9 protein-coding genes are annotated in these 13,393 nt (G+C 44.0%); 3 read left to right on the top strand and 6 right to left on the bottom strand.

The window, feature by feature from the left end; all coding sequences use genetic code 11:
• Positions 1-652: 652 nt before the first annotated feature.
• The 3 genes from DQQ10_RS25255 to DQQ10_RS25240 all read left to right on the top strand — a co-directional run bounded on the left by DQQ10_RS25255 (position 653) and on the right by DQQ10_RS25240 (position 3,746).
• Entirely contained in the window at positions 653-1,027 is a 375-nt protein-coding gene (locus tag DQQ10_RS25255; RefSeq protein WP_133259762.1) for a hypothetical protein, read from the top strand.
• Positions 1,028-1,609: 582 nt separating this feature from the next.
• The gene (locus DQQ10_RS25245; protein ID WP_112749724.1) at positions 1,610-2,230 is read left to right on the top strand and encodes a carbonic anhydrase family protein; all 621 of its coding nucleotides are present in this window, start codon (positions 1,610-1,612) and stop codon (positions 2,228-2,230) included.
• 199 nt (positions 2,231-2,429) lie between these two features.
• Positions 2,430-3,746, top strand: coding sequence for a M20/M25/M40 family metallo-hydrolase (locus DQQ10_RS25240; protein ID WP_245970540.1), 1,317 nt, complete (start codon positions 2,430-2,432; stop codon positions 3,744-3,746).
• 32 nt (positions 3,747-3,778) lie between these two features.
• Here DQQ10_RS25240 and DQQ10_RS25235 read toward each other — a convergent pair whose 3' ends face one another.
• From DQQ10_RS25235 to DQQ10_RS25210, 6 genes are read right to left on the bottom strand one after another with little or no spacing between them, the layout of a single operon-like run.
• The gene (locus DQQ10_RS25235; RefSeq protein ID WP_112749722.1) at positions 3,779-4,621 is read right to left on the bottom strand and encodes a cyanophycinase; all 843 of its coding nucleotides are present in this window, start codon (positions 4,619-4,621) and stop codon (positions 3,779-3,781) included.
• Positions 4,622-4,678: 57 nt separating this feature from the next.
• A complete protein-coding gene (locus tag DQQ10_RS25230) occupies positions 4,679-5,815 on the bottom strand; it encodes a PKD domain-containing protein (RefSeq protein ID WP_221409795.1) in 1,137 nt (378 codons plus the stop codon).
• A 10-nt stretch (positions 5,816-5,825) separates the two neighbouring features.
• Positions 5,826-6,929, bottom strand: a complete 1,104-nt coding sequence (locus DQQ10_RS25225) for a DUF5050 domain-containing protein (RefSeq protein WP_165824125.1) — start codon at positions 6,927-6,929, stop codon at positions 5,826-5,828.
• Positions 6,930-6,954: 25 nt separating this feature from the next.
• Entirely contained in the window at positions 6,955-8,271 is a 1,317-nt protein-coding gene (locus DQQ10_RS25220; protein WP_112749719.1) for a RagB/SusD family nutrient uptake outer membrane protein, read from the bottom strand.
• Positions 8,272-8,276: 5 nt separating this feature from the next.
• A complete protein-coding gene (locus DQQ10_RS25215) occupies positions 8,277-11,234 on the bottom strand; it encodes a SusC/RagA family TonB-linked outer membrane protein (protein WP_112749718.1) in 2,958 nt (985 codons plus the stop codon).
• A 58-nt stretch (positions 11,235-11,292) separates the two neighbouring features.
• A complete protein-coding gene (locus DQQ10_RS25210; protein ID WP_112749717.1) occupies positions 11,293-13,314 on the bottom strand; it encodes a T9SS type A sorting domain-containing protein in 2,022 nt (673 codons plus the stop codon).
• Positions 13,315-13,393 lie beyond the last annotated feature (79 nt).

The following is a 13,393-nucleotide window of genomic DNA, read 5'->3' as shown; positions in this document are numbered from 1 at the left end:
GTTCCTGCTCGTTTAAGATCCCAATGATCTGTGCTTCTGTGAATCTTGTTTTTTTCATAACGCTTTTTCAGATGGTTAAAGTTAAAAACTCTAATTTTAACCTGTTCTAAAAAACCAGCCAGGTACCAATACATTAGTGACGGCAACCCTTGGTAAGAATTTTGGAACAAACACCTGGATTCGCACCGTAGATTATTACGACTACAAGAAGCGTGTAGTTCATACGTTGACCTGGTGAATCGATTGGCAGCGGTAACCCAAACGACTTGCTTACGATATATCAGCAAAGAGTTTGTAACTTATCGTTGTCTTTTGATCGTAATTTTCGGTGTGGCTAATTTTTAGACAGGGGCTATCAGCTTGTTAATTAGTGTTGGTCGAATCCCTATCTCCCCGGAAGTGCTAGCCTCGGTTAGCATTTCAGTTACCAGTCGTGAAGCGTCCGGGTTTAAGCGTTTGATTTTCAATCGTATGAATGTAGTAATCGCAGTCCCGTCCCGACCGCAAAAAGCTCATCATTCGATGAGCTTTTTTGTTTTATACACCACCTGGTTAGCTGTTATGATATATTTTGTCTACATCTTTCGAAGCGAAGTTGAATTGTGTCCATAGGTGCGACATCTACGGTATGTATTACAAAAACGGTTTTTTGATGAAACACGACTCGAGACCATTTGAATTGTTGACGTTGGAATGTAGCTACGAAACAAAAATGCTGGCGGGAAATCTGCCTTTCTACGGTCATGTTTCATTGGAGGTGACGACACTGCGAACACCGTGGCTGGAGGTTGAGGTTCATGATCTTCAGTGGAGGGCAACGATCGAATTTGCCTGCCAATATTTCTTGCAAAAGTTTTATAAAAATAGGGGAAGCTTAAAGGTAATCGCGAAACTTGTGAATGGACATTCTCCCGATACCAGTGAATTGGTTATCTTTTACACAACTGTCCAAGCGCTGTGTCGCGGTTTTCAAATCGATTGTACATTAAAGATAGATGAACAGGGCAACGTAGTGGTGCCTAAATAGTGGCAACATAGTGCTGGGGCATAGTGTGGTATTTTGGAAGATCGTATAATGCTGATTCAACACGAGCAAAACGAAAACACCAGCACGTGTTCTTTCTGCAGTTTTACGAGGAGATCCTGATGTATCTCTTCGAATTTCTCACACTGGTTTTTGGCGCACATGTCGTTATAACTACTGTAGAGTGACGTTAGACTGTTCAATAGTTTCGTTGCTTCAGGAGATAATTTTTTGAAGGCTACTGCGTCAAAAGTGCAGATCTCAAATCCGCCTAAGTCTTTTTGTAAAAAAGCTTTTGATCCGATCCACATCCAGTCTTCCTGCGAAAGATTATTGTCGATAAACGAGGTGAGAGGTAAAATTGATAGAACTGTATTTTCCCACACCCAGTAGTGTTCATTTTTTGATTGGGTGAAAGGAAGAAACTCTAATGATTATCTAATTTGTGGTTTTTCCGCTTCTCCTTTACCTTCAGGCAGACTGTTCAGAAAAGAATAGGACGTAAAGTGCTGTTTATGTTGATGATTTCGCACTTGGTCACTATTTTCGGGATGCTCAAAACGGATCAATTAAGAATAGCCAAATATGCGTACACAATCTAAAGAGACACAATCTAAACTTACACCAGATCTGGCACTCCAGATTTTAAAGGATGGAAATCAGCGATTCGTCAACAACTTGAAAGCGAATAGAAATTTGCTTCAGCAAGTCAATGAGACTTCGACGGGCCAATTTCCTTTTGCAACAATTTTGAGTTGCATCGATAGCCGAACTTCTGCGGAGCTCATCTTCGATCAGGGGTTGGGCGATGTTTTTAGTATTCGAATTGCCGGCAACGTATTGAATGAAGACATTCTTGGTAGTATGGAATTTGCTACGAAGTTAGTAGGAACAAAGGTTATTATGGTGCTAGGTCACACAAAATGTGGTGCTATCGTCGGGGCATGTAATCATGTTGAAATGGGAAATCTTACGACATTACTCAACAAAGTTCAGCCTGCTATTTATGCTGAAAAAGAAACAAAGGAAAATAGAACTGGTGCCAATGCTGCGTTCGTAAAAAACGTAACGGACCTCAACGTGCATTTGACGATCGAACGTATTAGAAGAGAAAGCCCGATCATTGCCGAGCTTGAGAAAGAGGGGCAGATAAAAATCGTCGGCGCGATGTATGATGTCGAGAATGGAAATGTGAATTTCTTTTAACCTTCGTATTGCCACAATAGGCATTCCGAAGTAAGACATCTGTAATACTTAAATCATGTGAAGGGTTATGACGAACGAAGTCTAGCCCTTCTTTTTTTTATCCGCTAAGAGGAGTGTTCAAAGCGTTACCAATCATAATTTTTTCCTGCTTTTTAACAGCTTTCGTGCTAACTTGAAGTCGTAAATAATATAGTTTCTCATGAATTGTAAAATGCTTTCTGTCATACGATGTGTGCTGTTATTGGCGCTGCTATGTGCGGCACAACGTTCTACCTATGCGCAGCTTTCAAAAACTGAAAAGAAGATTGTGAGTCATGTTGATGCACATCGCAAAGAGGCGTTAACGCTGCTTGAAGAAGTTGTCAATATCAATAGTGGTACCATGAATTTTGATGGCGTTTACAAGGTAGGGCAGATCTTCAAGGCAAAGCTCGATGCCTTGGGTTTCAAGACGCGTTGGGTGGACGGGAAACCTTTTAATCGTGCCGGGCATTTGATAGGCGAACATAAGGGAAATAATAGCGGTAAAACTGTTTTATTGATTGGTCATCTCGATACAGTGTTTGAGCTTTCAAGTCCCTTTCAAAAGTATGCAATGGTGAACGATTCCATTGCCAGCGGTCCTGGGGTTGGTGATATGAAGGGTGGTGATGTTGTCATCATTCAATCGCTACAAGCATTGCATGACGCGGGACTGCTAAAGGATATGAACATCATCGTATTTTACAGTGGCGATGAAGAGCTGAGTGGAGAGCCGCTTTCATTGGCACGCCATGAGTTGATCGAGGCTGCTAAAGTTGCTGATATCGCACTGGGTTTTGAAGACGGCGATGGTAGATTCGAAACAGCAAATATTTCAAGACGTAGCTCATTTGATTGGACTTTGAAAGTTTCCGGTGTTCCGTCGCATTCGTCGCAGATCTTCACCGAGAGGGTTGGAGCAGGGGCGATCTATGAAGCGTGTCGTATCGTCAATGGCTTTTATGAAGCATTGTCGAAGGAAGAAAATCTTACGTTCAATCCGGGTGTTATTCTCGGCGGAACAACCGTTGATCACAACATCGATGAGAATGGTGGTAAGGCTTTTGGCAAGGGAAACATTGTTGCAAAGGATGTGATTGTAACGGGGGACATTCGTGCTATTTCGCCAGAGCAGCTCTCGAAGGCGCAGCAAGTGATGAAAGAGATTGTCGCCAAACATCTTCCACAAACACAAGCAGAAATAACTTTTGGTGATGGTTATCCGCCACTAGCACCCACGCCGGGGAATTACCAATTGTTGAAAACTTTTGATCAGATTAGTCGCGATCTCAACATGGGCAGTGTGCGCGCCGTTAATCCTCGTGATGCCGGTGCAGCGGATATCTCTTTCACCTCTGGATATGTAGACATGGCCATGGATGGACTTGGATTGCGTTCATCTGGCGGACACACGGTTGATGAAAGAGCGGACATTCGCACGGTGAATATGCAAGCAAAGAGAACAGCGGTGTTACTTTATAGGCTGTTAAAATAAGCAACGCCGTTTAATAAGATCATTCAAGAAAATTATTTAATCTTAAACTTATCACCGGGCAGTAGAACGCTGAGCTGAAGCCCGGTTGCGCCGAGTTTCCCTGTATTGTTTGTTACTTTTTTCGACTGCTTTGGATTCTCGATGACGATAACCTGAGAGTCGCCAACGACTTCAACTTCATTTCCTTTTACAAGAATTGCTGTTGATTCATCAATGCCAATGCCTTTCATCTGTGGGAATTCAATCACGGCGCTGATCAAACGGTTATACCGACTTCGAGCGACAAAATGTTGATCGATAATAACACTCGTAAGTAAGCCAAGTCCTTGTTTCGTTTCGATGTTAGCTTCTTCGATATTCTGGAATGTTGATGAATAGTCCGGATGTTTTAATTCATTTCCGGTGATCATAATTTTACTCATCACAGCAGCGCCTGCACTTGTTCCAGCGATCACGCTACCTTTCTGATAAGCATCGTGGATGGCTTTCTCGATTTCTGTTCCCAGTACGACATCCATGAAACGATTTTGATCACCACCAGAGATATAAATGAGTTTTGCGTTTCTAACCGAGTCTAATTTATGCGCTGACCATTGTTGCCCTTTTACGAAGTGTACGCCGCGAATGCTTTTAATGTTAGCCTTTAGAAACTGTTGACTTGCATAATAAACGGCAGAGTCTGGTTCGATACTCGACATGGGTAAGATAATTGCGTACCCACCGCTACGCAAATCTGCTTCTTGAATGATACGTTCCACCATACTGTCGGGCCGGGAGCCACCGCCAATAATAAAAAGTTTTCCTTTCGGTGCAGCCTGTGAAAAAGATGAAATAGAATAGGAGAGTAGAAAACAGAGTGCTAAAATTCCTTTCATGGTTGTAGTTAGTAAATGTTCGTGCTCACGTTACAATGAGCACGAACATTGTGTAGATTATTTTTTCTTTCCGATTACAAGACCTCGTGCGCTATATCCACTGGCCCAAGTCTCGCTCGATGTCCCATCAAGGTTAGCGCGCATGATGTTGCTTTTGTTGCGGTCAACCCAATAGATTTTGTTGTCGTCCTTGTCGTACGCGAGTCCGTACACCACGCGTGAGATGCCGGTTGCAACGGTGGCGATACCCGACCCGTCGAGGTTCGCGGACTTCAAGTAGATATCCCCCGAGGCAATAAATTCATCGAAGAAAATTCTATCGCCAACCACGAGCACACTGGCGCCGCCTTGGCCTCCTGGGATGATTTCACTTTCACCACCGCTGTCAAGTCCCTTTTTCCAAACGCCACCGTCGTAGTTGTTCCAATAGAGAACTCTATTTACCGGATCAATAGAAATTCCTTCGGGATCATTAGATTGGCCTGTTACAAAATTTTCAAACTGACCTAGATCGGTGTTACTCATGTCGGCACGACGAATACCACTCGGTGTGTCCCAATAGAGCGTTCCTGTTGCGTAGTCAATGGCAACAGCATCGGGTTCGCCAACATTGGTTCGGAAATCCTGAAGATTCTTTCCGTCGGCATCAGCAACGAGTATTTTATCTCCGTCGAAATCGGCGATGTATAATTTGTTGTTCACCGTATCGAGCGCCATTCCATAGGAATCTTGGAGACTGTTAATGCCGATGCTCGTAACAACAGGTTCCTGGTCATTAATCAACGCGGTGAATACCGTACTTCCATCCGTGAAAAACACGGGCGTACCCGATGCGTTCGGATCTTTTATCACAATGGTTTTTGAAAACTCATTGATCTCCATCGAGGAAGTTGTGACTACCACGAGGTTCACTTTGTATGCTCCTGGTTTTGAATACAAATGTGTTGGCGCGACCTCACGAGAAGAGGTGCCATCGCCAAAGCTCCATTGGTAGGTAACATCGCCAGCGCGATCAGGAACGATACTTTCATTTTTAAAGGTTACCGTTGCTGGTGCGAATTCATCATTGTCTATTGTATTGGAAAACCTTGGTACCGTGCTCGCGGGTGGAACAGGGTAGTCATCTTCGGAACAAGATTGCCACAGCAACATGCAAATTCCGAAACTGAATAGGTATAACAGTTTATTTCTCATGTTGATGTTTTTATTTTTTTAAGAATAAGCCCCGTGGACTGAATAACCCAGAAGCAAGATCACGTTTGTGTGTTCCGTCTAGTGCTGCCGTTGTGATAACGCCCGAGTCGCGTCCTGACCAATAAATCTTATTGTTGGCAGCGTCGACAGCGATGCCGTAAATACGAGAGCCGTTGTCGTCGATCGTTTCGATGTTACTACCGTCGAGGTCAGCGCGCTTTAGTTCTTCGTCATTCTGTTCATCAAAGTAAATTTTGTCATTGACCATGTCGACTGCGAGTGCATAACCAAATACACCGCTGAGGATCGGTGTGGCATCCGTTCCATCAAGATTGGCTTGATACAAATCTTCATTGTACACTTCGTAGTAATACATCTTATCATTTTCGGTGTCGAGCGCAATGGCTCTGAATTCGCCTCCGTCAAGTGACACAACGTATTCTTTGTCCGATCCATCGAGATTGGCTCTTCCAATATGTCCGATTTCATCGGCATCAAGGTCTTCAGCCCAATAGACTTTTCCGTTTTCAACATCGAGTGCAATTTGATATGGATCGTAAAGACCATCAACGATTGCTTCAAGATCTGTACCATCAAGATTTACACGCCAAATTTTGCCCTCACCTGTAACTGCATAATCACTGAAATAAACTTTTTCGTTAGCTGCATCGTAAGCCAAACCTACGCCGGCCATTTCTGTAACATCAAGGAAGTCACCAATTGACGTAGGACTACCAATAGCGAACTTACGAATCATGTTGGCGTTGACTTCTGTGAAAAATATTTCAGGGTCAGGAAGTACAGTGACCGATACATTAGCAATTTGAGATCCTCCTGTGCCTGTGGAGAGCAGACTTACCACGAATGTTCCAGAGGATGTGTACGATTTCTTGGGTGATACTTCTTTTGAAGTTGTGCCGTCACCAAAGCTCCATTTAAACGCCGTTGCGTTCTTCGATGTATTGGTGAATTGAATTTCTTCACCAATGCTCACGGTAGTTTTACTGACGTCGAACGTAGCAGCAGCTTCAGGTTTTGAATCGTCGTCATCGCACGATATGACAATAAACAGTGTCATGAAAAGCGTGAGGTATGCAAATATTTTTGATTTCATATATCCTAAGTTTTTTAGATCGATTTTAATAGCCATTGTTTTGTCTCATGCCTGGATTTTGATTCGTTGTAATTTCCGATAGTGGAATCGGGAATAGCGTCTGATCAACACTCTCCAAGTTTGGAAGTGTTTCGATAGCACGATCGGTCCGCACGAGATCAAACCAACGATGTCCTTCAAAGGCAAACTCTACACGACGTTCTTGCTCGATGGCCAGCAACAAGTGGTCATAGTTATCGGCATCCGTATTTTCAAGTCCTGCCCGCGTTCGAATGATGTTAATGTCGGCTTGAATTGCGTCGATGTCTCCTTCGAGATTGGCTTCAGCTTCAGCGCGAATCAAATACATTTCGGCGAGACGAAGGATGATCACATTGTCGGCTCCCTTGGAAAGGTCATCGTACTTGATGGGATAGGGTAAGGCACCTGCGTACGCAATGGTTGCATCGCGGCGAATATCGTCTTCTTCATAAGCGTCAATAATGGAGGAAGATGGTGCTACCTCACGTCTTCCGTTGAGCGTCTTCGGGAAGTTATATTCAGCGATGCGATTCCGATTCAATTCAGTGAAGTCGATCTCGAAAATAGATTCAGCAGATTCATCCGAAAATACTGCGGCATAATCGATGAGTTCATAATCGGCGTCTATCACCTCCGTTGCTTTTGCTTTGGCTAATGCGTAGTTGCCTTGGTATAGATAGACGCGGGCGAGCAATGCCGTTGCCGCGAATTTCGATGCACGGACTTTGATGTTCGTTTCGTTGAGATGTGTTTCCGCGAATTGCAAATCCGCTATGATTTGTTCGTACACTTTACTAACCGGCTCACGTGGCACGTTCACACCATTTGTTCCGATGGTCGGTTCTACCTTGATCGGGGCATCACCAAAATAGTTGATGAGATTGAAGTGATTTAGTGCGCGAATAAAGTACAATTCACCTAGCGCAATGTTTTTCTCTTCGGGCGTCATGTCTGCCATTCCTGGAACTCTTGCAATAACGTTGTTTGCAATATTAATTCCTGCATAAGCAGATGACCAAATGCCATCGACGGATCCGTTCTCGGGGAGAATTGCATTGTTGTCGATCTGAGTATACTCCAACGCGGTTGCGTCATCGGGATGATCCAGGTTATCTGCCGATAAGTCAGAGAAGATCAAATAAGATCGTCCGTAGTAGGAGAGGTTTTGAAATGACGTATAGGCTCCAAGGATGCCTTTTTCAATTCCGGCTTTTGTCTTGAAAGCATCGTCTGCAAGAATGTCGTTCTGAGGTGAAACGTCAAGCACGTCGCATGAACCAAGTGAAAGTATTAGAATGACAAGTATGTATAGCTTTTTCATGACGTTCAGAATTTTACGTTTAGACCCAAAGTGAAAGTACGCGCTTGAGGGAACGTGAAGAAATCAGTCCCAACCACTTGCAGGCTGTTTCCGCTGTAGTTCACTTCTGGATCAAGTCCGTTATAGTTTGTGAACGTAAAAAGATTCTGCGTCGAGGCGTAGATGCGTAATCCCGTCAAGTTAATTTTGCTGATTATTTCGCGGTTGAAATTGTAGCCGAGTGTTACGTTCTTAATGCGCAAGTAGGATCCGTCTTCGATAAATCGAGAGGAAGCTCTTTTGTTTTCAGCGGCCTTAGAGGCGTCGGAAGTCGCACGCGGAATATCCGTGATGTCGCCAGGATTTTTCCATCGACGCGTTACGGCTTCAATTTGGTTGTCGCCACCTTGAAGCGACTCAAGGAATAGTCGCGAGCCATTAAATACATCGTTCCCGTAGGTGAATTGAAGAAAGACGCTCAAGTCGAATCCTTTATAGGCAAACGTGTTTGTAAATCCGCCAATATACTTCGGATTAGGATTGCCGATGATGGTTCGATCCTCAGATGTAATTTCACCATCGATATTTGTATCTGCGAAAACAATATCGCCGGTCGAAGGATCAACACCCAGTGACTTATAATTATAGAAGATGGCAAGGGGTTGTCCAACCATCACACGGTTGCCACCACGTCCAAGATCATCCATGGGTTGGTCGTCATACAATTTTTTGACCTTGTTTCTGTTGAAAGAAATATTAAAGTTTGAGGTCCAGCGTACAGGCCCGAGCACTGTGTTTACACCGGCAGATAGTTCAATGCCTTTGTTTTCCATTTTTCCAATGTTGGTTACAACACCCGGAAATCCCGAGCTTGGCGGTAAAGGTTGGTCTAATAGAAGATCTTTTGTCTGCTTATTATAATAATCGGCAGTCAATGTCAATAGATCATTAAAGAGCCCGATCTCAATACCAATGTCTAACTGTGCCGTCGACTCCCATTTGAGATCTGGATTGGGCAGATGTTTTGGTGAAATGGCTGGTTTACTAGAATAGGAGCCCGGTGTATAAAGTGGTGCAAAAAGAAACGATTCAATGTTATCATTGCCGAGTAAGCCATAACTTCCACGCAGTTTGAGTTCTGAAATTGCAGTGATGTTGTTTTTAATGAAATCTTCTTCGCTCATACGCCACGCCAGGGAGGCCGCTGGGAAAATGCCGTATTTGTTGTTATCGCCGAAGTTCGTCGATGCATCAACGCGAGCAGTAATTCCCAATAGATATTTGCTCGCATAATTGTAATTCACTTTTCCAAAAAACGATTGGATGCCTTTCTCGCCGGGGCTAGCCGTAGTCCCGACAAACGTTGTGGCTGCATTCAGATACTGTAAGCTCTCGTCGGCAAAATCTTGGCCTCTAGCATACATCGAATGATTTTCGAACATCTCGAAACTGTAACCTCCCATGAGTTCGATGTTATGTAGATCGAATGTGGTTTCGTAACGAAGGATATTGTTCGAAACCACGTTCAAAACATTTCTAAATGTTTCGAAGCCGAGTCCATTGTATTTACTGCCTTGAACCGTATTGAATTCAAATGCATGTTCGCGGAGATTGTAAAAATCTACGCCCCACTTTGATGAAAATGTTAATCCGGGGAGTATCGTATACTCGGCAAATACATTGGCGATAGCACGATAGGTAAAGTTTTCGTTCGTCGCTTCATTGGCGATAGACAACGCATTCGAGTAAGGCCCATCTTGGTTGTAGCTTCCATCAGGATTGTACACGGGAAATATGGCTGGCGTTGATATACCATTTGGTAGCGGACCATGTAATGATGCATCGCTTTCCACACGATCGGATTTCGAATAACTTAATCCGATACTTGTGCCCACCTTGAGTTTGTTGCTGATGGTATGGTCTAGGTTCACGCGCGTGTTCAGTCTCTTGAAACCTGTTCCAATGAGAATACCTTCCTGGTCGAAGTAGCTTCCCGAAATGAAGAAACGTGTTTTTTCATTTCCGCCCGATGCTGAAAGGTCGTAATTGGTAATCGGTGCTGTTCTAAAAATGACGTCCTGCCAGTCTGTGTCGATGGTATTGTTTTTCATGTCATCTTCGGTGAACACCGTTGTTCCCGCGAGGTCATTACGATATTCCATCCATTGTTGTGCATTGAGCATGTCGAGTGTGCGCCATACTTGTTGTACGCCGGAATAAGTATTGAAAGTGATTTGTGACTTGCCGCTTTTTCCGCGCTTGGTAGTAATAAGCACGATACCGTTTGAACCGCGTGCGCCATATAGCGCGGCAGCAGCGGCATCTTTAAGTACACTTACTGATTCTATCTCACTTGGATTAAGATCGCTTAGCGCGTTGATGCCTTGGCCTTCATAACCGACTTGTGCATAGTCGCCTGTGGTAACGGGTATTCCATCGATGACATACAAGGGCTGTCCGGAACCACTGAGCGAAGTAGTGCCTCGAACGCGAACGGACATGCCGCCCCCGGGTGTTCCAGAATTTTGCATCACTTGTACACCGGCTGTTTGTCCCTGAAGGATACCATCTACCGTTGATACGGGCAAATCTTTGATGGCATCTGATTTCACAACACCCACCGATCCTGTCAACATCTTTTTGTGCTCTGTTCCATATCCGACGACAACAACTTCGCTGAGCTGACTTACATCGGGATTCATCGCCACGTTAATCACTAAACGATTGTCAATCCGTTCCTCAATGGGCAACATGCCTACGAATGAAAAGATTAACACATTCTCATTAGCGTCGACTTGAATAGAATACTTTCCTTCGGTGTTGGTAACGGTACCCTTGCTTGTGCCTGAAACGACAACGCTTACACCAGGAAAGACAGCGCCATCTTCGGTGCTGGTCACGGTGCCTTCAATAAGTCTTTTATCCTGAGCTAATGAACTCAGCGATAAAAAAACGAAAATTAAAAACAGTAGAGATTTTCTCATGTAAAGATAAATTGGTTAAAGATGTTTTTACAAAAAGGTTTTGACAACGTTAAGATCATTACTTACAGCTTTCGCATTTTATGATTTTCCTTGATATTGTTTTTTCGGATGATCGAATCAACAAAAGATAAGGGCCATCCGGATAAGGGCTCATGTCGATGGTACTGTTGCTATTGTCAGCGTAAGCCTGCTGCAATATGGTGCGTCCTGTAAAATCGACGAGTGTGACGGAAACGAATTTGCGAATATTCGAGGAGATTTGAAATATACCGTTTGATGAAGGGTTAGGAAAAATTGTAAACGACGTCGATAAGTCGACTTCTGCATCGAGCACCGGAGATTCGAATTCATAGTGCTCGTCGTCGGTCATCACCGGAACCCCGCAAGGAACCACGGCATCTCCATTCAGTAGAACGGTTTGCATTTCCGCAAAACTCACATATTGACGGGCAGTGCCAGCGGCGTTTACTCGCTGCGAAGCAATGTCGGTTCTCGTTCCATGGTTGATCTGTACCAATGTTGTCAGGGCACCTTTAGCAGTGAAGTAATTTTTGCCTTCACCTTGAAAAAAATGTAGATAGCTACTTCTGTTTAGACTGATCCCATACTTAAGGGTATCGTCGACCATTGCAAATGGAACTGCGGCTGTGGTGTTTTCATAAAAGTCGGAGCTTGCTGCATCGTAAGTGTTTGCCATTACCACGCTTGATTTTAAGAGTGCAAGACCTTCGCGGTATTTTAATCGTCCATAGTAAGCAGCGTACTGATCTGTCAAATGATTCGTGACAAAGATCTTTCCGGCGTAGCGGCTGTCTTCACCGATAAAACCTGTTATCATTTTATTTCGTCGGATGTGTTGATCGAGCAAAATTCCCGTTGGTCCACCAGCAAGGAAATTGAATAAGGCTTCGTCGTCATTTTCGAGGAACAATACTTTCTTTGACTTACGGATGGCATTCCTAAGTTCGATGTGTCCAATGTCGTTCGCGTCCGATGATGGGTCAACGGTCACATACTTTGCTTGCATACTTTTTAATTTGGTCAAGTAAGCAATACCTTTTCCTTTCGCTACAACAACGGTGATTGTATCGGTAGCTTTTCCCAGACCGTTTACAAACAGGTTTACAAAGTCGTTATTCGATGACAGGCTGTTACTTCCACTGAGTAAGACTTGATAGTTTCCTGTTTCATCGACGGGTGTGATAAGTTTTTGAGGGCCATGAATGATTTGTTGCTGCTGGAGATTAAAAGCGTGTCCGTGTAAAAGTTGCGTGACATGGACTGAGTCGGCAGTAGGATTTTTGCCATTGAATGTTCCGAAGCCAGCGCTATTGTATATCGATACAGTTCCGGTACCATATACGTTCCCGATTAAATTGTCGTCAATACAGAAAGCAGTGCGGTCGTCGACACCAAGGCCGGTGAGTAGTTCGCCGGTGTCATCATACCAGTGTGCCATAAATCCAAAGAGTCGTGCCGCTCGGCCACGTTCTGTGAAATGAGAATCGACAATAATGCCGGGCAGGAAGGGTAGGAAATCGTTTGCTAGTTGAATGTGAGGATGCCTGAAGTCTTGTAACGCTTCATCCGGATATACGGACCCCTCTTTCGCCGTGAAAAATACTTTCGATAGGATAGCCATACCGGCTGAGGTTCCTGAGATGACGCCGCCATTGTTATACTTATCTACAATCGCTTGTGAGGTTTTGGTGTCTTTGAAAAAATCGTAATACTTGTATTGGTCGCCGCCTTTAAAAAAGAAAACATCATGCTGCATGAGGAGATCGTAAGTACTTTGAAGGCCTGCAACGGTACGGCTATTGATTTTAATGTTCGTGGCAGCGACTGCGCCAAGAGACATGAAGTAGTCGGGGATGAAATTGTCCTCATCGGTATAACTGATCACAGCAACTTTTTTGTTGCCACCGTTTGCAACGGCCCAGCTATACGGTGCATCGCTCCAGCCTCCTTGTACTTCGGCACCACCACCAATGAGCACAATCTTACCTTGTGCAAACATTTGCAGCGGTATAATTAGGGAAATAAGAATAGCAATATGATATCCTTTCGGAAGCGTCATCAGACTTGCAAATTGAAAGGATGTAATCTACGGAAAGTATTGTTTGTGTTCTTGCCGCTTAACACAATTTATAACGCTG

Origin of the sequence: Pseudochryseolinea flava (genome assembly GCF_003286915.1) — a bacterium.
Taxonomy (GTDB): Bacteria; Bacteroidota; Bacteroidia; order Cytophagales; family Cyclobacteriaceae; genus Ohtaekwangia; species Ohtaekwangia flava.
Note: the sequence above shows the minus strand (reverse complement) of the source record. Positions and strands in the feature narration are given on the sequence as shown.

Bases quoted from the DNA above. Each gene is read 5' to 3' on its own strand.
- DQQ10_RS25240 (WP_245970540.1), top strand. From the start codon at position 2,430: ATGAATTGTAAAATGCTTTCTGTCATACGATGTGTGCTGTTATTGGCG.
- DQQ10_RS25220 (WP_112749719.1), bottom strand. From the start codon at position 8,271: ATGAAAAAGCTATACATACTTGTCATTCTAATACTTTCACTTGGTTCA.
- DQQ10_RS25210 (WP_112749717.1), bottom strand. From the start codon at position 13,314: ATGACGCTTCCGAAAGGATATCATATTGCTATTCTTATTTCCCTAATT.
- DQQ10_RS25245 (WP_112749724.1), top strand. From the start codon at position 1,610: ATGCGTACACAATCTAAAGAGACACAATCTAAACTTACACCAGATCTG.
- DQQ10_RS25225 (WP_165824125.1), bottom strand. From the start codon at position 6,929: ATGAAATCAAAAATATTTGCATACCTCACGCTTTTCATGACACTGTTT.
- DQQ10_RS25255 (WP_133259762.1), top strand. From the start codon at position 653: ATGAAACACGACTCGAGACCATTTGAATTGTTGACGTTGGAATGTAGC.
- DQQ10_RS25235 (WP_112749722.1), bottom strand. From the start codon at position 4,621: ATGAAAGGAATTTTAGCACTCTGTTTTCTACTCTCCTATTCTATTTCA.
- DQQ10_RS25215 (WP_112749718.1), bottom strand. From the start codon at position 11,234: ATGAGAAAATCTCTACTGTTTTTAATTTTCGTTTTTTTATCGCTGAGT.
- DQQ10_RS25230 (WP_221409795.1), bottom strand. From the start codon at position 5,815: ATGAGAAATAAACTGTTATACCTATTCAGTTTCGGAATTTGCATGTTG.